The organism is Actinomyces sp. Marseille-P3109 (assembly GCF_900323545.1).
GTDB lineage: Bacteria > Actinomycetota > Actinomycetes > Actinomycetales > Actinomycetaceae > Actinomyces.
Window position 1 is genome coordinate 1771131 of the sequence record NZ_OOHN01000008.1, and the last position, 24130, is coordinate 1795260.

The following is a 24130-nucleotide window of genomic DNA, read 5'->3' on the forward strand; positions in this document are numbered from 1 at the left end:
CGCTCAGGCCCCTCCGTCTTCCGCCTGGTGCCTCGGGGTGGGGCGCCAGGCACCCTCCGACAGGCAACCTCAATTAGGTAACTAACATTTAATCTAATTCACCGCCCCCTTCCACCTTCGAGACGTCGGTTTCGCCTCGTGTTGCTCGGACATTCGTCCCTTGCGTGAGGGTCCAGGCCAAGGTCATGCATCATTAGGGGCGGTGCGAGCCCGCGCGCTTCCACCGACATCCTCAAGACAGTCTCAGGTCCAAGGCGCTGTCGCCCAGCAGACCGAGCCCCACATCACAGCAGGAGCCCTATGCCCACGCTCGACACCTCCGGTCGCGTCCTCACAGGGTGGAACCCCGAGGAGCCGGAGAACTGGTCCGCGAAGATCGCCTGGACCACTCTGGCAATCACCACCTTCTCCCTCATGCTCGGCTTCACCGTCTGGTTCCTGCCCAGCGCAGTCGCTCCCAGGCTCAACGACGTCGGCTTCCACCTGACCAAGAACCAGATCTACTGGATCACCTCCATGCCGGGTCTGTCCTGCGCCGCGCTGCGCCTGGTCTACATGTTCCTGCCCGCCACCATCGGCGCCCGCAAGATGATCGGCTGGTCCTCCCTGCTGTACATCCTGCCGATGCTCGGCTGGTTCTTCGCGGTGCAGAACCATGACACCTCCTTCGGTGTCCTGCTCGCGCTGTCCTTCGCCTGCGGTATCGGGGCCGCCACCTTCTCCGGCTACATGCCCTCGACCGGCTTCTACTTCCCCAAGCGCCTGGCCGGCACCGCCCTGGGCCTGCAGGGAGGTCTGGGCAACATGGGCATGAGCGTCATCCAGCTCGCCGCCCCCTTCCTCATGAGCATCAGCCTGTTCGGACTGACCTGGGTCGCCCCCCACCACGAGGGCGCCCCCATGGTCGTCAACGCCACCGTCTTCTTCCTGCCCTGGTCCCTCATCGCGGCCTTCCTGACCTTCCGCTACATCAAGGACGTCCCGCTCAAGGCCAACATCAAGGAGCAGATGGACATCTTCGGCAACCTCGACACCTGGCTCATGACAGTCCTGTACATCATGACCTTCGGCGTCTTCTCCGGGTTCGCCGCCCAGACCGCCAACATCATCAACAACAACTACGGCGCCGCCTCCGACCTGGCCAAGCAGTTCGCCGCCTCCGACCTGCCCCAGGGCGCCTCCTACGCCTTCATCGGCACCCTCATCGGCTCCTTCCTGCGCTTCGCGTGGGGGCCCCTGTGCGACCGCTTCGGCGGTGCGATCTGGACCTTCGTCTCCGCGATCGGCATGGCCATTACGATGGCCTGGTGCGGCTACCTGGTGGCCGGCGCGGACGACCCGGCCGACTTCACCATCTTCATGGTGGCCCTGCTGGCCATGTTCTTCTTCGCCGGCGTCGGTAACGCCTCGACCTTCAAGCAGATGCCGATGATCATGCCCAAGCGCCAGGCCGGCGGCGCTATCGGCTTCACCGCCGCGGTCGCCTCGCTCGGCCCCTTCCTCGTGGGGATTGCGCTCACCCTCATGCCCACCCACGTCTTCTTCTACGGCTGCGCCGTCTTCTGCGTCGTGTGCGCCGTCATCTGCTGGATCCGCTACGCCAAGCCGGGCGCCAAGCGTCCGGGCTGATCCGGCATCCGGCGTCGGCCGGGCCCTCCCCGCCGAGCCAACCGCCCACAACCGACTGACCAGCCCGACGGCGACGCTGCTGAGATCTCAGCAGCGTCGCCGGGCCAGCCAGAAGTACACAGCGACCGCCCCGTCCTCACCGGCCCCGGGCCACGCAGACCAATCTCCGCCCAACCACCAGCAACCCGCCAACTTCACGGACCAAAGGACCATTGATGAGCATCACCGGCTCCCAGCCCACCGGCCCCGGGATCGTCCCCGGGCCCGATCAACAGGTCGAGAACGCTCCCGGACTGCTCACGCTGGGCTCGTACCTGCGCCGGGGACAGGCCTCCGCCGACGCCCGCCGCCTGTTCCTGACCGGCGGGCGCGAGTCGGACACCTTCTACCGGCACCGCTGGAGCCACGACAAGATGGTTCACTCCACCCACGGGGTCAACTGCACCGGCTCGTGCGCCTGGGAGGTTTACGTCTCCGACGGCATCATCACCTGGGAGAAGCAGATCACCGACTACCCCACCACGGGGCCGGACATGCCCGAGTACGAGCCCCGCGGCTGCCCGCGCGGCGCGGCCTTCTCCTGGTACACCTACTCCCCCACGCGCATCCGCTACCCCTACGTGCGCTCGGTGCTGCTGGACGCCTTCCGCGCTGCGAAGTCCGCCAACGACGGCGACCCAGTGGCCGCCTGGGCGCAGGTCACCGGTGACCCCGCCACCGCCAAGGCCTACAAGTCGGCCCGTGGCAAGGGCGGCATGGTGCGCGTGGGCTGGGACGAGGCCATGGAGATCGTCGCGGCCGCCTACATCCACACCATCCGCGCCTGGGGCCCGGACCGGATCGCCGGCTTCACCGTCATCCCGGCCATGTCCCAGGTCTCCTACGGCTCCGGTGCCCGCTTCCACGAGCTCATCGGTGGCACGATGCTCTCCTTCTACGACTGGTACGCCGACCTGCCCCCGGCCTCACCGCAGGTCTTCGGCGACCAGACCGACGTCCCCGAGGCCGGTGACTGGTACAACTCCCAGTACCTCATGATGTGGGGCTCCAACCTGCCGCTGACCCGCACCCCGGACGCCCACTTCATGACCGAGGCCCGCTACCACGGGCAGAAGGTCGTGGCCGTCTCCCCCGACTACGCCGACAACACCAAGTTCGCCGACCAGTGGCTGCGCGTGGCCCCCGGCACCGACGGCGCCCTGGCCCAGGCCATGGGGCACGTCATCCTGAGCGAGTTCCACGTCAAGCGCCAGGAGCCCTTCTTCCTGGACTACATGCGCCGCCACACCGACTCCCCCTTCCTCATCGGCCTGGAGCCCTCACCCGACGGCACCGGCTACGTGCCCGGCCGCTTCGTGACGGCCTCCGACGTCGACGGCGTCGCCGCCGGAGCCCCGAAGAACGAGTTCCGCCCCCTCGTGTGGGACCGCCGGCGCGGCCCGGCCGACCCCGGCGGCACCCTGGCCGACCGCTTCACCCCCGAGGGCGAGGGCAAGTGGAACCTCCTCATGGAGGGCGTCGACCCGGTCATGAGCATCCTGGACCTGCACGGCGAGGGCCCCCAGGTTCAGGCCGCCGAGGTCCTCCTGCCCCGCTTCGACCTGCCCGGTTCGTCCACCCCCGAGGGCTCTGTGGGCGGCGGCGTCGTGCGCCGCGGTGTGCCGGTCACCCGTATCGGGGACCGCCTGGTCACCACCGTCTACGACCTGCTCCTGGCCCAGTACGCCGTCGAGCGCCCCTCGATGCCCGGCCAGTGGCCGGCGGACTACCAGGACGCCACCGTCCCGGGCACGCCCGCCTGGGCCAGCGAGATCACCGGTGTGCCGGGCCCGGCCATCATCCGGGTGGCGCGCGACTTCGCCCTCAACGCCGTGGAGTCCGGAGGCCGTTCCCAGATCGTCATGGGCGCGGGCATCAACCACTACTACCACGCCGACCAGATCTACCGGACGATCCTGGCGCTGACCTCCATGTGCGCCACCCAGGGCGTCAACGGCGGCGGCTGGGCCCACTACGTGGGTCAGGAGAAGGTCCGCCCGATCAGTGGCTTCCAGCAGTACGCCTTCGCCCTGGACTGGCACCGCCCGGCCCGGCAGATGATCGCCACGGGCTTCTGGTACATCACCACCGACCAGTGGCGCTACGACACCACCTCCGCGGAGCGCCTGGCCTCCCCGCTCGGGCCCGGGACCCTGGCGGGCAAGACGGCGACCGACACGATGGTCGAGGCCATGAAGCGCGGGTGGACACCGTCCTACCCGACCTTCAACCGCAGTCCGCTGCTCCTGGGCCAGCAGGCCGCCGAGGCGGGCATGGACCCCAAGGACTACGTCGTCGAGCAGCTGCGCTCCGGCGAGCTGCGCTTCGCCTGCGAGGACCCCGACGCCCCCGAGAACTTCCCGCGCATCCTGTGCTCGTGGCGCACGAACCTGCTGGGCAGCTCGGCCAAGGGCACGGAGTTCTTCCTGCGCCACATGGTGGGCGCGGACAACGACGTCAACGCCGTCGAGACCCCGCCCGAGCAGCGGCCGGCCTCGGTGACGTGGCGCGATGAGGCCCCCGTCGGCAAGCTCGACCTCATGTGGACCGCGGACTTCCGCAACACCTCCACCACCCTGCACTCCGACGTCGTCCTGCCCGCGGCCACCTGGTACGAGAAGCACGACATCTCCTCGACCGACATGCACCCCTTCGTGCACTCCTTCAATGCAGCGATCGACCCGCCGTGGGAGGCGCGCACCGACTTCCAGGTCTTCCAGACCCTGGCCGGGCTCATCTCCGCCTGGGCGCCGCGCTACCTGGGCACCCAGACCGACGTCGTCGCCGCGCCCCTCAACCACGACACCCCCGACGCCCTGACGATGGCCCACGGCGACGTCTCGGCCCTGCCCCAGGAGTGGGTGCCGGGGGTGACGATGCCCAAGCTCGTTCCCACCAAGCGCGACTACACCCAGATCCGGGCCAAGTTCGACGCCCTGGGTCCCCTGGCCGAGAAGCTGGGGCTGCCCTGCAAGGGCATCATGCTCAAGCCCGGGCCTGAGGTGGAGCGCCTGGCCCGCAACCACGGGGTCTCCACCGACGGCGAGGCCGCCGGCCGGCCGCTGCTCGACACCGACATCCGTGCCGCTGACGCGATCTTGACGCTGTCGGGCACCACCAACGGGCGCATCTCCACCGAGGGCTGGGACACGCTGTCCAAGCGCACCGGCACCACGCTGGTCGAGCTCAGTGAGGAGGAGGCCGGCAAGCTCATCTCCTTCGCCGATACCCAGGTCAAGCCCCAGGGCGTCATCACCTCCCCGGAGTGGTCCGGCTCCGAGCACGGCGGACGGCGCTACTCGGCCTTCGTGGTCAACGTCGAGCATGCCAAGCCCTGGCACACCCTGACCGGGCGCATGCACTACTACCTCGACCACGACTGGATGCGGGACATGGGCGAGTCCTTACCGGTCTTCCGTCCGCCCCTGGACTTCCACGCCCTGTACGGGGAGGCCTCGCCGGGCGCGGTGTCCACGAGCCAGGCGGGCACGGCGGAGGTCGCGGTGCGCTACATCACCGCGCACAACAAGTGGGCGATCCACTCCCAGTACTTCGACAACCTGCACATGCTCACCCTGGGGCGCGGTGGCCAGACCATCTGGATGAGCCCCCAGGACGCGGACAAGATCGACGTCAAGGACAACGAGTGGGTCGAGGCCTATAACCGCAACGGCATCGTGGCGGCGCGGGCCATCGTCTCCCACCGCATTCCCGAGGGCATGGTCTTCATGCACCACGCCCAGGAGCGCACTATGAACACCCCGCTGACCGAGTCCAGCGGCAGGCGCGGCGGGACGCACAACTCGCTGACCCGGATCGTGCTCAAGCCCAGCCACTTCGCCGGCGGCTACGGGCAGCTGTCCTACGCCTTCAACTACATCGGCCCCACGGGCAACAACCGCGACGAGGTCACGCTCATCCGTCGCCGCAGCAACCAGGAGGTGACGTTCTGATGAAGGTCATGGCTCAGATCGCAATGGTGATGAACCTCGACAAGTGCATCGGCTGCCACACCTGTTCAGTGACCTGCAAGCAGGCCTGGACCAACCGCGAGGGCACCGAGTACATGTGGTTCAACAACGTCGAGACCCGTCCCGGTGTCGGCTACCCCAAGGGGTGGGAGGACCAGGACACCTGGCGCGGCGGCTGGGAGCGCACCGCCTCGGGGCGCCTGCGCCCCCGCTCCGGCGGACGCCTGCGCCGATTGGTCAACATCTTCGCCAACCCGGAGATGCCCACGGTCGAGGACTACTACGAGCCGTGGACCTACGAGTACGACAAGCTGCTCTCGGCCCCCAAGGACTCCCCGGCCCTGCCGGTGGCGCGCGCCAAGAGCCAGCTGACTGGCGAGTACATGTCCACGATCCAGTGGGGCCCCAACTGGGATGACGACCTGGGCGGCTCCATGGAGACCCTCCAGCAGGACCCGGTCATCGAGGCCATGAACACCAAGGTGCGCACCGACATCGAGTCGGCCTTCATGTTCTACTTGCCGCGCATCTGCGAGCACTGCCTCAACCCGACCTGCGTGTCCGCCTGCCCGTCGGGCGCCATGTACAAGCGCACCGAGGACGGCATCGTCCTGGTGGACCAGGACGCCTGCCGCGGTTGGCGCATGTGCGTGTCGGCCTGCCCCTACAAGAAGGTCTACTTCAACCACACCACCGGCAAGGCCGAGAAGTGCACCCTGTGCTACCCGCGTCTGGAGATCGGTGAGCCCACCGTGTGCTCGGAGACCTGCGTGGGCCGTCTGCGCTACCTGGGCGTCCTCCTCTACGACGCCGATCGCGTTTCGCAGGCCGCCGCCGTCAAGGACCCGCAGGACCTCTACATGGCTCAGCGCGAGATCCTGCTCAACCCCCACGACCCCGAGGTCGTGGCGGGCGCGCGTGCCGAGGGCGTCCCGGACAACTGGATCGAGGCAGCTCAGGCCTCCCCCATCTGGGACCTCATCGACACCTACGAGGTGGCCCTGCCCCTGCACCCCGAGTACCGCACCATGCCGATGGTCTGGTACATCCCGCCGCTGTCGCCCATCGTCGACGAGGTGGCCGCCGCCGGGCTGGACGGGGAGGACCACAAGGTGCTGCTGACGGCCGTCTCCGAGATGCGCATCCCGCTGGAGTACCTGGCGGGCCTGTTCACGGCCGGTGAGACCAACACGGTGGAGCTCGTGCTGCGGCGCCTGGCCGCGATGCGCTCCCACATGCGTGACGTGCGCCTGGGCCGCGAGCCCGACCCGGCCATCGCCGCCGCCGTGGGCCTGGACGGGAAGAAGCTGGAGGCCATGTACCGCCTGCTGGCCATCGCCAAGTACGACGACCGCTACGTCATCCCCACCGCCAAGCCCGAGGTCCCTCGCGGCATGGAGTCCATGGGCAACGACGTCAAGACCCTTCTGGGCGAGGGCGCCCCCGCCGGCTGCCACCCCGACGTCGCCTCCTTCCACGGTCAGGGCGGTGCCGGCGGCGTCAACAACGGCCCGGTGAGCCTGCCGCTGCCGACCGTGCGCCGCGAACCGGTGCCGGCTGCCGGTCCGGGAATGTCCGAGGTCGGAGTGCCCCAGCCGGTGGGACAGGCTCAGGCGGCCGACGCTTCCTCACGGGCTACGTCGACCGGTCCTGCGGTCGTCGCCCCCAGGGACCTCTGAGATGGTCTCCTTCGTCCGAGCCCCCCGAGTCCTGGATGCGCCCCCCGAGGTGCCCCTGGACTCCTCTCAGCGAGCCACCGTGCACATGGCGGCCTCGCTGCTGCTGGACTACCCGGCCGAGGGTGGCCTGGAGACGCGTCTGAACGCCGTCGAGGCCGAACTGGCCGCGTTGCCGCCGGAGGTGGCCGTGCTCCTGGAGGAGTTCATCTCTCAGGCTCGGCGCCGCGGCGAGCGGGCCATGGCCGAGCACTACGTGGAGGTCTTCGACCGGCGTCGGCGCTGCTGCCTGTACCTGACGTACTACACGGTGGGAGACACCCGGCACCGGGGTGCCGCGCTGCTGGCCTTCAAGCAGGCGCTGGCGGCGGCCGGCTACGAGATGGCCGCCGACGAGCTGCCCGACTACCTGCCGGTGGTCCTCGAGCTGTCCGCGCGCAGCGGCGACGAGGTGGCCGGCGCGCTCCTGTCCTCCCACCGCGAGGGCATCGAGGTGCTGCGCAGTGCCCTGGCCGACGCCGGCTCCCCTTACGCGGGGCTGGTGGAGGCCGTCTCGATGACACTGCCGCGCATCGACGAGGCCACCGCCGAGCGCGTGCGCGCCCTCGTGGCCGCCGGTCCCCCCACGGAGACCGTCGGCGTCACCGACACCCTGCCCTTCCCCACCGTTCCCGTGCGCAACCCGAGCCTGTCCGGTTCGCCCACCCTGCCGGATCCTGTACCGGTCGCCAGCCCTTCCCCCTCACGAGCAGCCAGGAGAGCATGACATGAGCCCGATTCAGCAGAACCTCCTGTGGGTGGCCCTGCCCTACGCCAGCCTCGTGCTGCTGGTGGCAGGCATGATCTGGCGGTGGCGCAACGACCAGTTCGGATGGACCTCCCGGTCCTCCCAGTGGAACGAGTCGCGCATCCTGCGCCTGGCCTCGCCCCTGTTCCACCTGGGCTTCCTCATGGTCCTGGGTGGGCACGTCGTCGGGCTCCTGGTGCCCAAGGACATCACCGAGATGCTGGGCGTCTCCCAGCACATGTACCACCTTGGCGCCACCTACCTGGGCACAGCGGCGGCCATCATGACGATCCTGGGCCTGGCCGGGCTCATCTACCGGCGCGTCGTCATCAAGAGCGTCCGCCTGGCCACCACCCGCAACGACCTGGTCATGTACTGCTTCCTCATCGTGCCGGTCCTGCTGGGGGCGGCCGCCACGGTCCTCAACCAGCTCACCGACGAGCACGGCTACGACTACCGCGAGACCATCAGCCCCTGGCTGCGGTCAGTACTGGTTCTCCAGCCGCGCCCCGAGCTCATGAGCGACGTGCCGGTCTCCTTCAAGCTCCACGTCATCGCGGGCTTCCTGCTCCTGGCGATCTGGCCCTTCACCCGCCTGGTCCACGCGGTCTCCGCACCCGTGGGCTACGTGACCCGCCCCTACGTGGTCTATCGTTCACGTGAAGGGGCTACTTCCACCGCACGGCCCTCGCGCGGTTGGACCCCGGTGCGCACTCAGGGCACCGGAAACCAGGGAGTCAATGACGTCACCCCGTCACAAGGCGCCTGATCTCGGCTACCTCATGAAAGGACACCACATGAGTATCACTCGCCGTGCGGCGATCACCGCGATCAGCATGCTTTCCGTCCTCTCACTGGCCGCCTGCGGCGGCTCCGCCAGCAACAGCTCCACCGGCGCCGCTTCGGGCGCCGCCTCATCAAGTGCCTCCGCCGGCGCCGAGAAGGCCACCGGCAAGGTCACCGTCCTGGCCGCCGCCTCCCTCCAGGGCGCCTTCGAGGAGATCGAGAAGACCGTCGAGAAGGACAACCCCGGCCTGGATATCTCCTTCGACTTCCAGGGCTCGCAGGACCTGGTGGCCTCACTCGCGAACGGCAACAGCGCCGACGTCCTGGCCACCGCCAACAACTCCACGATGAAGGAGGCCTCGGACCAGAAACTGGTCGGCACCCAGACCGAGTTCGCCACCAACGTCCTGACCCTCATCGTCCCCAAGGGCAACCCCAAGAAGATCACCGGGCTGGACTCCTCGCTGGATGGCGCCAACCTGGTCACCTGCGCCGCTGAGGTGCCCTGCGGTGAGGCCACCAAGAAGCTCACCAACGCCTTGGGCGTCACCCTGAACCCGGTCTCCGAGGAGCAGAAGGTGACCGACGTGCGCGGCAAGGTCGAGTCCGGTGAGGCCGATGCCGGCATCGTCTACACCACCGACGCAGCCGCGGCCAAGGACAAGGTGGACAAGATCGACATCCCCGACGGCGGCGTCGTCAACCACTACCCGATCGCACAGACCGCCAACCCCGAGAACGCCGCGGGCGCCAAGGTCTTCATCGACGCCGTTACCGGCAAGACCGGCCAGGAGGTTCTCGCCAGGTACGGCTTCGGGGCGCCCGGTAGCGCCACAGCCGGCGCGAGCGCCGGGGCCAGCTCCAGTGCAGGAGCCAGCACTGCCCCGTCCCAGGCCGCGACCTCCGGCGAGTCGGCCTCCCCGCAGGCGCCCAAGCCCACAGCCGAGACGACTGCTCCGTGACAGCGCAGGTACCTGAGTCGGTTGATCCGGTGAACAGGGACCTGTGAACAGGATGTCCTCCACTGCACAGTCCGCACAGCAGCCGACACGACGGCCCGCCCGCGCCCTAGCCTGGCGCGGGCGGGCCTCTCGTTCTCCCTTGCCAGTGCTCGTCACCGTGCTGGCGATCCTGGGCGGCTGCGCAATCGTCCTGCCCCTGGTGGGCATGGGGACACGCGTCTCCTGGCGGCAGCTGCCCCAGCTGCTGGCGACGCCGTCGGCCCAGGCCGCCCTGTGGCTGTCGATCCGCACCTGCCTGATCTCCACGGCGATCTGCGTGACGCTGGGCGTGCCGCTGGCGCTCCTGCTGTCCCGCAGCTGGCCGGGCGTGCGGCTGGCGCGCGTCCTCGCGGTCCTGCCGATGACGATGCCACCGGTGGTGGCCGGTATCGCGCTGCTGTCGACCCTGGGCAACAAGGGGATCCTGGGGGCTCAGCTGCGTGAGTGGGGCTTGCCCATCGCGTTCTCGACGACCGCGGTGGTCATCGCTCAGGTCTTCGTCTCCATGCCCTACCTGGTGGTGACCCTGGAGGCGGCGTTGCGCAGCCGCGACGAGCGGGCCGAGACGACCGCCCGGAGTCTGGGAGCGGGGCCGTGGCGGGTCCTGGGGCAGATCACGCTGCCGCTGGCGGCGCCGGCCCTGGCGCGCGGTACCGCCCTGGCCCTGGGCCGGAGCCTGGGCGAGTTCGGGGCGACCATCGCCTTCGCCGGCTCCAAGGAGGGGGTCACCCGCACGATGCCGTTGGCCATCTACCTGGAGCGGGAGAAGGACACGGCGACGTCGTTGGCCCTGGCGGCCGTGCTCATCGGGCTGTCCTTCCTCATTGTCGGGGCCACGACTGTGGACTGGTCCCGTCTGGCCGCCTCGGTTCGCCCCGCCCCCGAGGGCGGGGCCGATGAGGTTCCTTCCCTGTCCACGCCCGCCGCTGAATCCTCCCCCTCACCTGAGCCCGACGGCGCCATCGCGGCCCCCACCGGCACCCGCCCCGCCGCGCCGGCCGGGGACTCCAAGCGCGGCCAGGACCTGCAGGTCGCCTTCGACCTGAGGGCGCGCGACGTCGTCGTCGACCTGGAGGTGGAGGCCGGGCGCACGGTGGCGCTCATTGGCCCCAACGGCTCGGGCAAGTCGACAGTCTGCTCCGTGGTTGCCGGGCTGCTGGACGCCGAGGACGGCCGGGTGGTGCTCGGTGGGCGGGTCCTGGACGGTGCCGGGGAGTTCGTGCGCGCCGGGCGCCGTCAGGTGGCGCTGCTCAGCCAGGACCCGGGGGTCTTCACTCATATGTCGGTGCTGGGCAATGTGGTCTTCGCCCTGCGCTGTCAGGGTGTGAGCCGGGGCGAGGCGGTGACGCGGGCACGCGCCGAGCTGGCGGCCGTCGGGGCCGAGCACCTGGCCTCCTGCTCGGGGGGCGCGCTCTCGGGCGGGCAGGCGGCCCGCGTGGCTCTGGCTCGGGCACTGGCCACGGGGCCTCGTCTGCTGGTCCTCGATGAGCCGATGTCGGCCCTGGACGTGACGGCACGCCAGGAGATGCGCCGTCTGGTGTCGCGCCGGTGCACCGAGGAGGGGCTGACGCTGCTGCTGGTGACCCATGACGTCCTGGACCTGACAGCACTGGCCGAGGACGTCGTCGTCCTGGACCGCGGCCGAGTGGTGGAGCAGGGGCCGACAGCGCGGGTCCTGTCCGCCCCGCGGTCGGACTTCGTCGCCCGTCTGACGGGGACGTCCGTGCTCACGGGCGTCGTCGACGGGGAGTCCGAGGCTCCGGGGCTGCGGCTGCCGTCGGGGCGGGTCGTTCACGGCCGTCCCCAGGAGAATGCTGCCGAAGGAGGCGTCGGTGAACAGGGTGATCGGGACGACCGCAACGAGGGTCTGCGCCCCGGAGCCCCCGGTGTCGCGCTGGTGCCGCCCGACGCCGTCGCCCTCTACCGCCGGGCCCCGCACGGCAGCCCCCGCAACGTCCTGACCGGTCGGGTGACAGGGCTGGAGCGCTCGGGTGCACTGGTGAGCGTACGCCTGGAGCTGGAGGAGGGGCAGCACCTGTCGGCGGCGGTCACTGCGGGGGCAGTGGCCGAGCTCGGCATCACCGAGGGCCAGAAGATCCTCTGTGCCATCAAGGCGGTGCAGGTGCGTATCGTGGCCCGCCGGGGTTGAGAACTGCCGTGCCGAGGCGTTGAGAGAAGAGTCGGACGAGGATGAGGGAGGACGTCATGAGCACCGTCGACCGAAGCGATCGCAATAGCGTCTGCGGATCGGTGGTCGCCGAGGAGCGTCTGCGGCCGCTGAGCCGCGATGAGCTGGAGCGGTACCACCGCAACGCGCTCGTACCGCAGGTGGAGGTCGTGGGGCAGCAGCGCATTCGCGCGTCACGGGTCCTGCTCGTTGGCGCCGGTGGGCTCGGGGCGCCGGCGGCCCTGTACCTGGCGGCCGCCGGCGTGGGCACGATCGGCCTCATCGATGACGACGACGTCGACGTCACCAATCTCCAGCGCCAGGTCATCCATGTCACGGCCGCTGTGGGGCGTCCCAAGGTGGACTCGGCGGCCGAGGCGATCAGGGCTCTCAACCCCGACGTCGAGGTCGTCACGCACCGAACTCGGTTGAGCGCTGAGAACGCCCTGGAGCTGCTGGGCGGCTGGGATGTGGTCATCGACGGGACGGACAACTTCCCCACGCGGTATCTCGTCAATGACGCCACCGTCATGCTGGGGCTGCCGCTGGTGCATGGGGCGGTGCTGGGGTTCAACGGGCAGGTGGGGGTCTTCGACGCGCGCCGGGGTCCGTGCTACCGGTGCCTGCACCCGACGCCGCCACCCGCGGGCTCGGTGCCCTCCTGCGCGGAGGCGGGGGTGCTGGGGGTTCTGCCGGGGATCATTGGGACGATGCAGGCCGCCGAGGCGCTCAAGCTCATCATTGGCGGAGGCGAGCCGCTGCTGGGAAGGCTGGCGCTGCTGGATGCCTGGGGGATGCACCTGCGGGAGGTTCCGGTGGCGAAGAACCCGGCCTGCCCGGTGTGCGGGGAGAGACCGAGCATCACAACGCTGACGGCGGAGGCTGATTCCTGCGCGCTCCCCCAGGATCCTGATGCCGATGCGCAGCCGCATGCACGAGCCACCAGGGACGGCTCCCACCGGCAAGCCGAGCGTTCCGAGTCGGGCTCCGGTGCATGCCCCTGGACTCAGGGGGCTGGAGAGGCCCAGACATCAGGATCGGCGGAGGGCATCATCTCTGTTGCCGAGCTGCAGGGGCTCCTGGACTCCGCCGAGCCACCGGCGCTGCTGGACGTGCGCGAGGACGTCGAGGTGGCGCTCGAGCCACTGGAGGGCGCCCAGCACATTCCACTGCGCGAGGTGGTAAAGCGTATGGGTGAGCTGGACGCGAGCCGCGTCACCGTCGTTGTGTGTGCTGCTGGGGTGCGTTCGGTTCGGGCGATCGAGGCGCTGAGGGCGGCTGGATACCCGGGGCAACTCCTCAACCTCGACGGCGGGATGAAGGCTTGGGAAGCCAGCCGACGGGGGCCGTGGCGCGGGGCATCGCGACTGAGACGCGGGGATGGTGTTTCGGGTAAGTGAGGTCTGCTCGATTCCCGGCGGGTGGGCTGGCTTGGATTGAGGTGAGGTGGACGGTCTAGGACGAGAGTGGAGGAGGGCCGGCTCGGGATATGGCGGGGAGTTGGGGGTAGTGGTGTTGGGCTTCTTCGGCGTCGTCGGCCTGGCGAACCGGCACGTGGCCGCCCTCTCCGGTGGCCAGCGCCAGCGGGTGTGGGTGGCCATGGCCCTGGCCCAGCGCACTGACATCCTGCTGCTCGACGAGCCGACCACCTACCTGGACCTGGCCCACCAGGTGGACCTCCTCGAGCTGTGCCGCGAGCTCAACACCGAGCTGGGGACCACGATCGTGGCGGTCCTCCACGACCTCAACCAGGCCTGCCGCTACGGCGACGAGGTCATCGCGATGCGCATGGGCTCCATCGTGGCCCACGGGCGGCCCGAGGAGGTTGTCACCGCCGAGATGGTTGAGGAGGTCTTCGGACTGGCCGTGCGAGTCATCAGCGACCCGCTCACCGGCACCCCGCTCGTCCTGCCGCTTCCGCGCGTGGCCGGTGCGACGACGTCGAAGGACGGGGGCGCGCAGGCGCAGTAGCGCCTTCCCGGGCAGATATGGGCTTCGGCTGAGCGCGATCATCCACGATCCCCCGTGATCGTCACTGCCGCTCACCGGCGCCGGTCTTCGCCCGCGCTCGAGCCGATTACGCCGAGCCCTCAAGCTGAGACCGATGCTCCACGGTCCCGCTGGGTGGCCCTGACAGAACCTGCCAGGCGGTGGACCCGCATCGAGACGCGCGTCTAGTCTTCACATATCAACCCGCACTGATGTGAGGACGTACCTGTGACTGCTTCTGCTCCTGCCCTGCCCACCACCATGCGCGGCGTCATCATGCACGCCGCCGGTGACATCCGCGTCGAGGACCGCGAGGTCCCCCACGTCATCGAACCCACCGACGCCGTCATCAAGCTCGAGGCCGCCTGCGTGTGCGGCTCGGACCTGTGGCCCTACCGGGGCATCCAGCCCCTGGAGAAGGCCCGTCCCATGGGGCACGAGTACGTGGGCACCGTCGTCGAGGTCGGCGACGACGTCAAGAACGTCAAGGTCGGCGACTTCGTCGTCGGCTCCTTCTGCCTGAGCGACAACACCTGCGAGATCTGCGAGGACGGATACCAGTCGCGCTGCGCCAACGGCGGCTTCATCAGCGACACCCAGGCCGAGTACACGCGCGTGGCCCTGGCCGACGGAACCCTCGTCGTCGTTCCCGGCGGCAGGCCCGAGGACCCCGACATCATCGCCTCCCTCCTGGCCGCCTCCGATGTCCTGGGCACCGGATGGTTCGGGGCCGTGGCGGCCCAGGCCGGCCCCGGCAAGACCATCGCGGTGGTCGGCGACGGCGCCGTGGGCCTGTCCGCGGTGCTGGCCGCCAAGGCCCTGGGGGCTGAGAAGGTCATCATCTTCTCCCGCCACGAGGACCGGGCCGCCCTGGCCCGCGAGTTCGGCGCCGACGTGGTCATCGCCGAGCGCGGCGACGAGGGCGCGGCGAAGGTCAAGGAGCTCACCGGCGGCTACGGCGCGCACGGCGTCGTTGAGGCCGTGGGCAACCAGACCTCGATGATGCAGGCCATCGCCTCCTGCCGCCCCGGCGGGCACCTCGGCTACGTGGGCGTGGCTCACGGCGTCTCCCTTCCCGGAGACCATCTCTTCTTCGCCGAGATCAACATGCTGGGCGGCCCCGCGCCGGTGCGCCGCTTCCTGCCCGACCTCATCGACCGCATCCTCAAGCGCGAGATCAACCCCGGCAAGGTCTTCACCCTGCGCCTGCCCCTGGAGGAGGCCCCCGAGGCCTACAGGGCCATGGACGAGCGCCGCGCCATCAAGGTGCTCCTGAAGCCCTGATCCCGGTTCATACCCGCACCGCGCCTCCGGTGCGTGGCATCGAGCAGGAGGGCACGACGTCGTTGACGTCTCCCGACCGAACGACGCACCGCCCACCATCACCACCTGAACGCAGGAGCGCTCATGAAGACCCTTGTTCTCGTCTTCCACCCCGACATGTCCGCCTCACGCGTCAACCGCCCCCTGGCGGCCAGGGCCGAGTCCCTCGGTGACGACGTCACCGTGCGCTACATGTACGACATCTATCCGGACCAGAAGGTCGACGTCGCCGCCGAGCAGGCGATTCTGGAGGCCTCCGACCGCATCGTCCTCCAGTTCCCCATGTACTGGTACTCCACCCCCGCCCTGCTCAAGCAGTGGGAGGACGACGTGCTCCTCTACGGCTGGGCCTACGGATCGACCGGCAAGGCGCTGGCCGGCAAGGAGCTGCTGGTAGCCGTCAGTACGGGCGGAGCCGGCGACGCCTACAGCCGCGAGGCCTCCTACGGTTACACGATCACCGAGCTGCTGCGCCCGCTCCAGGCGACCGCGGCCATGTGTCGGATGACCTACCTCGAGCCCTTCACCACCACCGGGACCCTCACCATCACCGATGAGGCCCTGGCCCAGCGGGTCGAGGACTACGCCGCCACGCTGTCGAGCAAGGACCTGCCCGTCCTGGAGCCTCACGGCTGAGCACGCCGGCACGCAGCTTCCACATGCCCGAGGGCCCCGGACCGGCAAACCGGCCTGGGGCCCTCAGTGCGTCTCACGGGCGTCTCAGTCGCCATCGGACAGGTCCTTGAAGTAGCGGGCCACCGGCCAGCGCTGGAAGCCGAGCCCCTCGTAGGTGGCGCGGGCAGGAGTGTGCCCGAGGTCCCCGCCGGTCTCCACCATCGCCATGGCCATCCCGGCGGCCCGGGCCCGCTCCATGGAGTGGTTCATGAGGGCCCGCCCGATGCCGCGGCGCTGGTAGTCGGGGTCGACGACGACGATGTAGACCTCCCCCATCCTGTCCTCGGGGTGCAGGCGGGTGCACACCCAGCCCACCGGGCGACCGTCGAGGACGGCGACGTCGACGCCGTCGGGCTCACTGTCGAGGACCTCGGCGAGATCCGCGGCCTGCCGCTGACGCCAGCCCTCGGGGTAGAAGGATCGGTAGACGAAGGCGGGCACGTCCTGCTCCATGAGCGGGAAGACCGGGGCCCAGGCGCGCAGGGACAGGTCCAGCAGCGCCTGACGCTGCTGTGGCCGGTACGCAACGATCTCAACCATGTCGAAATCTTACGGCCCTCCCTGCAGATGCGCTGGGTCCCCGCCGGCGATGACGCCGACGGGGACCCAGCGGGCTCAGGATCGGCTGGCGCCTCAGCCGAAGATGTCGAGCATCGGGAGCTCGGCGGTCTGGAGGACCGCGGCGTAGTCCTGCGCGCGCCGGGCGATGGCCTCGTCGGTGATCTCCAGGGCGCCCACCGACAGGAAGGGCACGGCGTACTTGGTGCCGATGACGCGCGAGGTGCCCTGCATGGGCCGCAGGAACTCGTGGATCGTGTAGATGTGCGCGCCCTCGCGGCCGTAGGCGCTGCCGGCGCCGCCGACGCTGACGGCCAGGAGCAGCTCCTTGCCATGCAGGGCCGTGCCCGTCGAGCCGTAGGCCCAACCGAAGGTCAGGACGTCGTCGAGCCACTTCTTGAGCAGCGGCGGGCAGGAGAGCCAGTACATGGGGTACTGCAGGACGATGCGGTCAGCGCCCAGCAGGGCGGCCTGCTCGGTGGCCACATCGATGTTGAAGTCGGGGTAGATGTCGTACATGTAGCGCACGGTGATATTGCCACCGAGCGACTCCGCGGTCGCCCCGAGGGCCTTGTTGACCCGCGACTCGGAGATGTTGGGGTGGAAGACGAGAACGAGAGTGTTCACGGAGGACTCCCTGGTGTCGTTGGACTGCGATGCGGGGGACACTCCCCGCGAGGCGCCGTCGCCCCCGGCGCCGGAGGTGGACAGGACGTCGCTCAGGCCGGAGAAGCCGCCGATGATGACCTCCAGCTTGGGGGTCATCGCGCCGCGGTCCAGCCAGGACTCCTTGGGGCGGAAGGGGACGCGGTCGGCGTCGTCGCCGTCGTGCAACTGGTTCGACCGACGCATGCCCAGGGCTGCGCCCGAGCCGCCGAAGCGCTCGTCCCACATGCGGGTGGCGATGTCGATGCCGCGCTCGCGACGGCCCGGCTGGTGCTCGGACTCGATCGTCTCGGCCATGGCGGCCGCCTGCTGGTGCGAGGTCAGGACCGTCGACAGTGTGTAGTTGAGGGCAAGGTAGGCGTCCTCACTGCGCAGGCCGCCGGAGACAAGGGCATTGTGGGCCCGCTTGGCAACGGACATGAAGGGCACGTAGGCCCAGGCCAGGTCGATGAGGGTGTGGTCCAGGCCGGGGTTGGCGTCGAGCACGTCCCACAGCGAGTCGGACAGCTGGCGCAGGTAGTCCTGCCAGCTCAGTCCTGTGGGCGGCAGCGTGACGTCAGCGGAGACGCGCTCCAGGCAGGCGACGAGCAAGTCGTCGCGCGAGCTGACAGTACGTCCCAGGTCAGCTGTGCTCACCCCCAACCGACGCGCCACCTTGCCCATCGTGAACCGGTCCACACCAATCTCAAGGGCGGCTGTGACGACGTCGTCCCTGGTAAAACCGGCATTATGCTGCATAGAGCCTCCCGGGTTGGGTCATGATCGCCAGCGTAACGAACCAATAACACGCAGCCAAATCGAAACAGCCTATCCAGACGATGTTCGACGCCGTTCTTCCGCAATATGACGGCAGAAAACAATGCATCCGATACCCCGCCCCCGCTTCCAGCGAACCTCAAGATTCGATAACGATTTAGTGCGGTTCCACGAGGCCCGGCGGGTGGCGCGCCCGACAACAGTGGGCCTCACCGACCCCGCTCCCCCGCTACCGTGGTGTCATGAGCGAGACTCCCCGCCCACAACGCCCCGTCTTTCCGGCGCCCCCCGCAGCGCCCTCACCGGAGGCTGCTCCACCCGCCCCGACGGCGCCTCCGGCCAAGCAGCGGCGCTGGCGCGACGACCTGCACCTGGCGCACACGATCGCCAACAAGGTGGACAGCCTCACCCAGGCCCGCTTCGACGCCGGGAACTTCACCGTGGAGACCAAGTCGGACCTGACGCCGGTCACCGAGGCGGACCGGGAGGCCGAGCGCGTCATCCGTGAGCAGCTGGGACGGGCGCGAGGGCGCGACTCCGTCCTGGGCGAGGAGCTGCCCACCACCGGTCACTCCTCGCGCCAGTGGGTCATCGACCCGATCGACGGGACCAAGAACTTCGTGCGGGGCGTGCCCGTGTGGGCCACGCTCATCGGCCTCATCGAGGACGGTCAGTGCGTCGTCGGGCTGGTCTCCGCCCCCGCCCTGGGGAGGCGCTGGTGGGCCGTGTCCGGCGGTGGGGCCTGGACCGGGCGATCCCTGAGCTCGGCGCGACGGATGTCCGTGTCCGGCGTCGACGACCTCACCCGGGCCTCGATGTCCTACTCCTCGCTGTCGGGGTGGGCCCAGGCCAAGCGGCTGCGCGGGATGCTCGGACTCATGCAGTCGTGCTGGCGCACCCGCGCCTACGGGGACTTCTGGTCCTACATGCTGGTGGCCGAGGGGGCCGTGGACCTGGCGGCCGAGCCCGAGCTCGAGCTCTACGACATGGCCGCGCTCGTGCCCGTGGTCACCGAGGCGGGCGGGCGCTTCACCTCCCTCGACGGCGAGCCCGGCCCCTTCGGGGGCAACGCGGTGGCCACGAACTCGCTGCTGCACGACGTCGTCCTGAGCCACCTGGGCGCCGAGACGGACTGAGTCGCCGCAGCCGGCCGAGCCTTCACCTCCCATCACTGGAACTCAGCACGCCCTGAAGTTATAAAAGATCTAAAAGATCTAAAACGCGCAAAAGTGGAGACGATCACGCATGGCCAACCCCTTCAAACCCACAGCGGGCGCCACCCCGCCTCTGCTTGTCGGCCGCAACCGCGTCATCGAGGAGTTTCTGGAGAGCCTCGATGACGGCCCCGGAGCACCCGGCCTCCTGGAGCTCATCACCGGCGCTCGCGGCGTCGGCAAAACCGTCATGCTCACCGCACTGGGCGATGTGGCACGTGAGCGCGGCTGGGTGGTCGTTGATGAGACCGCACGCGAGGGGCTCATGGATCGCCTCGCCGCCGAATTCACTCGCCAGTTATCGCAGCTCGCCGGCAAGGAGCGCTCACGGTTGACCTCCTTGAGCCTAAGTACACCGCTCGGAGGCGGTAGCGCAACACTCGAGCACGCACCTGCTCCTGAGCCCTCCTGGCGGCAGAAGGCGCGAGCACTGACCCAGTGGCTCGCGGAACACGGCACCGGCCTGCTGCTCACTATCGACGAAGTGCATGCCATTCCGCGCGAGGAACTGCGAGCCCTGTCCGCAGAGGTGCAGCACCTCATTCGCGAAGGGGCTCCCATCGGCCTGCTCATGGCGGGGCTCCCCAAAGCCGTTGAGGAGCTCCTCAATGACGACATCACCACCTTCCTGCGCCGAGCCGAGCGGATAGAACTCAGTGAAGTGGCCATCGACGACGTCTGTGAGGCCCTGAAGTCGACCTTCGACACGGGCGCGAAGGCGTTGAGCAACGACCTGGCCCAGGAGTGCGCGAACGCGACCGGCGGTTACCCATTCATGATCCAGCTCGTGGGGTACCAGGTGTGGAAGCACAGTGGCGATGGCCCAGTGACCCAGCCAGCAGTCGCCGCAGGAACGACCGCTGCCCGACTGCGCCTCGGCAACCTGGTGCACGCCCCGGCGCTACGCGATCTGTCCGACGTCGACCGCACCATGCTCGTGTGCATGGCGAAGGACGACGGCCCATCCCAGATCGCCGACATCGCCGAACGCATGAATCGCCCCGTCAACTACGTGTCGGTCTACCGCAACCGGCTGCTCGCCGCCGGGGTCATCAAGACCGCCGGCTACGGCAAGGTCGACTTCGCCGCCCCCTATCTGCGTGAGTACCTGCGTGAGCACGCAGCGCACCTCGTCATGGAGTGAGTCGCAGCCGCGGCCGACCGCCCGCAGGCCACACGCCGGGATCACACGGGCTGGACTTGCCACGCATCCAACGTTATAAAAGGGACACAAACTGATACGCGGCCGTAGAACTGGGCGTTTGACCCGGCGTCGCCGCGCGGCTGAACCGCCACCGCTGCGGCGGGTACCACAGTTACCTGGCCGTTTCCCCACCTCGTGCGCCGGTAACCTGCCGTGAGTCCACCATCCGTCCACCCCAGGAGTCCCTTTGAACTGGCTGCACGCCGTCCTCCTCGGCATTGTCGAGGGCATCACCGAGTTCCTCCCGGTGTCCTCCACCGGACACCTCAACATCGTCGAGAAGCTGCTCGGCTACGAGATCAACTCCGCAGGCATGACCGCCTTCACCGCCGTCATCCAGGTGGGTGCGATCCTCGCGGCCATCATCTACTTCTGGGCCGACATCGTCCGCATCATCACCGCCTGGTTCAGGGGCATCAAAGCCCGGTTCAAGGGCCTGGACAACCAGCAGGCCCGCCAGGACCCCGACTACACGCTCGGTTGGGGCATCGTCCTGGGCTCGATCCCGGTGGCGGCCGTCGGGCTGCTGTTCAAGGACTTCATCGAGGGACCGGTCCGCTCCCTGTGGGTGATCGCCGGTGCCCTCATCGTGTGGTCGGCGGCCATGTGGATGGCCGACCGCCAGCAGAACCTCACCAAGGGCATGAAGGACGTGACCGTCAAGGACGCCCTCATCATCGGTGCGTTCCAGGCCCTCTCCCCGGTCTTCCCCGGCATCTCCCGCTCCGGGGCGACGATCTCCGCCGGCCTCTTCCTCAAGTTCGACCGGGTGACGGCCACGCGCCTGTCCTTCTACATGGGCATCCCGTCCCTGGTCGCGGCCGGGCTGCTGGAGGCTGCAACCGAGGCCGGCACCATCAGCAATACCGTGGGCTGGACGCCCACCATTATCGCGACCGTCGTCTCCGGCATCGTCGCCTACGCGACCATCGCCTGGCTGCTGCGCTTCGTGTCCTCCAACAAGTTCACGTCCTTCCTCGTCTACCGCGTACTGCTGGGCCTGGTCATCATCGCTCTGGTCTCCGCCGGCACTATCGCCGCCTGACGGAGCCCTTGCCGCCGCCCGCAATTCACCTCCGCCGGCATTCTTCACGTGGGGCAACGGATTTCTCCGTTGCCCCACGTGATTTCTGTACTCCTCAGCGTCGAGCTCCGACGCCGTACGAATCCTATTCCGGCGTCGTCGTCCGCTTGTACGATAGGCGGCATGGCCACCCCGAGGGTAGGCGCAGACTCATGAGCCGCTGAGGACGTCGGCTAAGGACATCGGGGAGATTCGTAGCATGACCACACGCCACCCATCCGCTTCTCCCACGCGCATTCGCTTCGGAAGTCGACCGATGATCGCCGCAGGTTTCGTCAAGCGGCAGGGGCAGGATGAGCTCTTCGACGCCGTCTTCACTCGCGCCGAGCCTCGCACAGTTCTGACCGGGATGCGGGGAAGCGGAAAGACTCAGCTGGCCGCTGCGGTTGCGGCCAGGTGCGAGGAGGAGGGCTGGCCCCTAGTCGCGTGGATTCATGCGGCCTCACGCAAGCAAATCATTGCCGACCTCTACGAGCTCGCGCTGCGGACCGGTATCGATGCACCGAATAGCATCCCCCTGGAGGTCATCGTTCGACGCCTCATGTATCATTTGCGCTCAGCGGATGGGAGCAACAGTCTCTTCGTCTTCGACAACGTGGAGAATCCCAACGACCTGAGAGACCTCATTCCCGAGAGCACCGGAGTTCGAACCCTCATCACCACCACGCGCCACCTCGACTGGGACGACCTGGGGTGGCTGCGGTTGACGGTTGGCGCCTTCGATCGGGAGCAGTCGATCACCCTCCTGTGCGAGCGTACCGTCGACACTCACCGCGAAGCAGCTGACCGGATCGCGGATGCGCTTGGCGACTTGCCCGTTGCCATAGCCCAAGCCGCCGCGACAGCAAAACAGGGCGGATACACCTTATCCGGCTACCTTGACAGGCTGAGTCATCACCCGCTCGAGTCAAGCATCAGCCGCCTCGAGGGTGCCAACTACCCCGACGCCGTCGGCATCACACTGCTCATGGCCTATGAACAGGCTTTGGAGCAGCTCAGAACCAAGCACCCTCAGCAGGAGAGGATCGCCGTATCGCTCCTCGACACACTTTCCCTCCTGGCAGCTTCCGGCGTACCGACTCACTGGCTATTGAGGCTCGACAGCGACTCCGACGCAGTACGCGACACCCTGTCTTTCCTGAAGAGCGTCGCTATCCTCCAAGAATCCAGCGACGGCAACAAGACCATTATTCCCCGGCTCCAGGGACACGTGTACCGGGAAACCTACCTGAATGACCAGAAGAAGCTCGGTGAGGCGCGTACATTCGCCGCATCAGTTCTCAGCGGGATTGACGTAGACCGCCTAGAGAATGTTGAACAGCGGCGACAAGAGACCCACCATCTCATTGAGCAACTACTCTCTGTCACATCACAGGACTACTCTCATTCATTGTTTTCTGAGCCACACGTGTCTTTAAAACTCGCCGAGACACTGCAATACGCAACCAGCCTTGGGATGTCGCAGATGGCCCTTACTCTCACTGACTCCGTGACCCAGGCCTGCGACACCTTGGGCCCCCACCACCCCTGCATCCTCTCCCCACGCAACGAACTCGCCCGCGTCTACCGGGCGAGCGGCAGGCTCGACAAAGCCATCGCCCTGGACAAGCAGACCCTCGAGGACTCCACCCGCATCCTGGGACCCGACCACCCCAGCACCTTCACCTCACGTAGCACGCTCGCCGGCGCCTACCGGGCGAGCGGCAGGCTCGACGAGGCCATCACCCTGTACGAGCAGGTTTTCACCGGCCGCAGCCGCGTCCTGGGACCCGACCACCGCAGCACCCTCACCTCACGCGACGACCTCGCCGTCGCCTACCGGGATGCGGGCAGACTCGACGAGGCCATCCCCCTGTACGAGCGGATCTTCGACGACGTCATGCGTGTCCTGGGTCCTGACGATCCCGGCATCTTGGCCTCACGTCTCAACCTCGCCGACGCCTACCGGGATGCGGGCAGGCTCGACGAGGCCATCACCCTGGACAAGCAGAACCTCGAGGACTCCATCCGCATCCTGGGCCCCCACCACCCCCGTACCCTCGCCTCACGGCACAACCTCGCCGGCACCTACCGGGAAGTGGGCAGGCTCGACGAGGCCATCTCTCTCTTCGAGCAGAACCTCGACGATTTCACCCGCATCCTGGGTCCCGACCACCCTGAAACCTTGGCCTCACGGCACAACCTCGCCGGCACCTACCAGGATGCGGGCAGACTCAATGAGGCCATCTCTCTCTTCGAGCAGAACCTCGACGACTTCACCCGCATCCTAGGACCCCACCACCCCGACACCTTCACCTCACGTAGCACGCTCGCCGGCGCCTACCGGGCGAGCGGCAGCCTCCACGACGCCATCCCCCTGTACGAACAGACCCTCGACGACTCCACCCGTATCTTGGGCCCCCACCACCCCCGCACCCTCACCTCACGCAACAACCTCGCCAGTGCTTATCGCGCCGCAGGAAGATTCGAGGATGCGGAGAAACTCTTCGAGCCGCCGTCGGGTTCAGAGCACGAGCAGGACGGCACCGAGGACAATCCCAACCAGGAGACCGGTAACTGACTGCAATATGGCGCCGTCATTGATGTCGGTGGGCTGTGAGACAGT

General features: G+C 68.3%; 16 protein-coding genes and 1 pseudogene. 15 read left to right on the top strand and 2 right to left on the bottom strand.

The genetic code is table 11. The annotated features are described in order from the left end of the window. Nucleotides 1-300 precede the first annotated feature (300 nt). The 11 genes and pseudogenes from BQ8008_RS07790 (at nt 301) to BQ8008_RS07840 (ending at nt 16004) form a co-directional block, all read left to right on the top strand. Nucleotides 301-1629: an MFS transporter gene (locus tag BQ8008_RS07790; protein WP_108833517.1), complete on the top strand. Its 1329-nt coding sequence runs from the start codon at nt 301-303 to the stop codon at nt 1627-1629. A gap of 215 nt (nt 1630-1844) precedes the next feature. After that, nucleotides 1845-5621 (top strand): nitrate reductase subunit alpha, encoded by a 3777-nt coding sequence (locus BQ8008_RS07795; protein WP_108833518.1) that lies wholly within the window; start codon nt 1845-1847, stop codon nt 5619-5621. Beyond that, nucleotides 5621-7318 (top strand): nitrate reductase subunit beta, encoded by a 1698-nt coding sequence (narH, locus tag BQ8008_RS07800; RefSeq protein WP_108833519.1) that lies wholly within the window; start codon nt 5621-5623, stop codon nt 7316-7318. Before BQ8008_RS07795 ends, narH begins: the two co-directional genes overlap by 1 nt. Nucleotide 7319: 1 nt before the next feature. Continuing rightward, the gene (gene narJ / locus BQ8008_RS07805; RefSeq protein ID WP_108833520.1) at nt 7320-8081 is read left to right on the top strand and encodes a nitrate reductase molybdenum cofactor assembly chaperone; all 762 of its coding nucleotides are present in this window, start codon (nt 7320-7322) and stop codon (nt 8079-8081) included. Between the two features lies 1 nt (nt 8082). Continuing rightward, nucleotides 8083-8871 carry a respiratory nitrate reductase subunit gamma gene (narI, locus tag BQ8008_RS07810; protein ID WP_108833521.1) on the top strand — a complete coding sequence of 263 codons (789 nt, stop codon included), beginning with the start codon at nt 8083-8085 and terminating at the stop codon, nt 8869-8871. A gap of 28 nt (nt 8872-8899) precedes the next feature. After that, nucleotides 8900-9850 carry a molybdate ABC transporter substrate-binding protein gene (gene modA / locus BQ8008_RS07815; RefSeq protein WP_108833522.1) on the top strand — a complete coding sequence of 317 codons (951 nt, stop codon included), beginning with the start codon at nt 8900-8902 and terminating at the stop codon, nt 9848-9850. Nucleotides 9851-9902: 52 nt separating this feature from the next. Further along, the gene (locus BQ8008_RS07820) at nt 9903-12038 is read left to right on the top strand and encodes an ATP-binding cassette domain-containing protein (protein WP_199907959.1); all 2136 of its coding nucleotides are present in this window, start codon (nt 9903-9905) and stop codon (nt 12036-12038) included. A gap of 56 nt (nt 12039-12094) precedes the next feature. Further along, complete coding sequence (moeB, locus tag BQ8008_RS07825) at nt 12095-13456, top strand: molybdopterin-synthase adenylyltransferase MoeB (RefSeq protein WP_108834789.1); 1362 nt, start codon at nt 12095-12097, stop codon at nt 13454-13456. 130 nt (nt 13457-13586) lie between these two features. Beyond that, nucleotides 13587-14027 (top strand): annotated as a pseudogene (locus BQ8008_RS07830) (ABC transporter ATP-binding protein); the annotation flags it as partial. A gap of 246 nt (nt 14028-14273) precedes the next feature. Further along, the gene (locus BQ8008_RS07835; RefSeq protein ID WP_234415282.1) at nt 14274-15329 is read left to right on the top strand and encodes a zinc-dependent alcohol dehydrogenase family protein; all 1056 of its coding nucleotides are present in this window, start codon (nt 14274-14276) and stop codon (nt 15327-15329) included. A 123-nt stretch (nt 15330-15452) separates the two neighbouring features. Beyond that, a complete protein-coding gene (locus tag BQ8008_RS07840) occupies nt 15453-16004 on the top strand; it encodes an NAD(P)H-dependent oxidoreductase (protein ID WP_108833524.1) in 552 nt (183 codons plus the stop codon). An 84-nt stretch (nt 16005-16088) separates the two neighbouring features. Here BQ8008_RS07840 and BQ8008_RS07845 read toward each other — a convergent pair whose 3' ends face one another. Further along, nucleotides 16089-16583, bottom strand: coding sequence for a GNAT family N-acetyltransferase (locus tag BQ8008_RS07845; RefSeq protein WP_108833525.1), 495 nt, complete (start codon nt 16581-16583; stop codon nt 16089-16091). A gap of 93 nt (nt 16584-16676) precedes the next feature. After that, nucleotides 16677-18005, bottom strand: coding sequence for an NAD(P)H-dependent oxidoreductase (locus BQ8008_RS13990; RefSeq protein ID WP_199907960.1), 1329 nt, complete (start codon nt 18003-18005; stop codon nt 16677-16679). Between the two features lie 260 nt (nt 18006-18265). On the opposite strand from BQ8008_RS13990, the gene BQ8008_RS07855 reads away from it, so the two are divergent. The 4 genes from BQ8008_RS07855 (at nt 18266) to BQ8008_RS07870 (ending at nt 24085) form a co-directional block, all read left to right on the top strand. Beyond that, complete coding sequence (locus tag BQ8008_RS07855; protein ID WP_108833526.1) at nt 18266-19159, top strand: inositol monophosphatase family protein; 894 nt, start codon at nt 18266-18268, stop codon at nt 19157-19159. A gap of 109 nt (nt 19160-19268) precedes the next feature. After that, nucleotides 19269-20381, top strand: coding sequence for an ATP-binding protein (locus BQ8008_RS07860; RefSeq protein WP_108833527.1), 1113 nt, complete (start codon nt 19269-19271; stop codon nt 20379-20381). A gap of 247 nt (nt 20382-20628) precedes the next feature. Next, on the top strand, nt 20629-21486 hold the full coding sequence (locus tag BQ8008_RS07865) for an undecaprenyl-diphosphate phosphatase (RefSeq protein ID WP_108833528.1): 858 nt from the start codon (nt 20629-20631) through the stop codon (nt 21484-21486). Nucleotides 21487-21724: 238 nt separating this feature from the next. Then, nucleotides 21725-24085 carry a tetratricopeptide repeat protein gene (locus BQ8008_RS07870; protein WP_108833529.1) on the top strand — a complete coding sequence of 787 codons (2361 nt, stop codon included), beginning with the start codon at nt 21725-21727 and terminating at the stop codon, nt 24083-24085. Nucleotides 24086-24130 lie beyond the last annotated feature (45 nt).

Excerpts from the sequence above, each read along its gene's own strand:
- BQ8008_RS07790 (WP_108833517.1), top strand. The coding sequence starts at position 301 with ATGCCCACGCTCGACACCTCCGGTCGCGTCCTCACAGGGTGGAACCCC.
- BQ8008_RS07795 (WP_108833518.1), top strand. The coding sequence starts at position 1,845 with ATGAGCATCACCGGCTCCCAGCCCACCGGCCCCGGGATCGTCCCCGGG.
- narH (WP_108833519.1), top strand. The coding sequence starts at position 5,621 with ATGAAGGTCATGGCTCAGATCGCAATGGTGATGAACCTCGACAAGTGC.
- narJ (WP_108833520.1), top strand. The coding sequence starts at position 7,320 with ATGGTCTCCTTCGTCCGAGCCCCCCGAGTCCTGGATGCGCCCCCCGAG.
- narI (WP_108833521.1), top strand. The coding sequence starts at position 8,083 with ATGAGCCCGATTCAGCAGAACCTCCTGTGGGTGGCCCTGCCCTACGCC.
- modA (WP_108833522.1), top strand. The coding sequence starts at position 8,900 with ATGAGTATCACTCGCCGTGCGGCGATCACCGCGATCAGCATGCTTTCC.
- BQ8008_RS07820 (WP_199907959.1), top strand. The coding sequence starts at position 9,903 with ATGTCCTCCACTGCACAGTCCGCACAGCAGCCGACACGACGGCCCGCC.
- moeB (WP_108834789.1), top strand. The coding sequence starts at position 12,095 with ATGAGCACCGTCGACCGAAGCGATCGCAATAGCGTCTGCGGATCGGTG.
- BQ8008_RS07840 (WP_108833524.1), top strand. The coding sequence starts at position 15,453 with ATGAAGACCCTTGTTCTCGTCTTCCACCCCGACATGTCCGCCTCACGC.
- BQ8008_RS07845 (WP_108833525.1), bottom strand. The coding sequence starts at position 16,583 with ATGGTTGAGATCGTTGCGTACCGGCCACAGCAGCGTCAGGCGCTGCTG.
- BQ8008_RS13990 (WP_199907960.1), bottom strand. The coding sequence starts at position 18,005 with ATGCAGCATAATGCCGGTTTTACCAGGGACGACGTCGTCACAGCCGCC.
- BQ8008_RS07855 (WP_108833526.1), top strand. The coding sequence starts at position 18,266 with ATGAGCGAGACTCCCCGCCCACAACGCCCCGTCTTTCCGGCGCCCCCC.
- BQ8008_RS07860 (WP_108833527.1), top strand. The coding sequence starts at position 19,269 with ATGGCCAACCCCTTCAAACCCACAGCGGGCGCCACCCCGCCTCTGCTT.
- BQ8008_RS07870 (WP_108833529.1), top strand. The coding sequence starts at position 21,725 with ATGACCACACGCCACCCATCCGCTTCTCCCACGCGCATTCGCTTCGGA.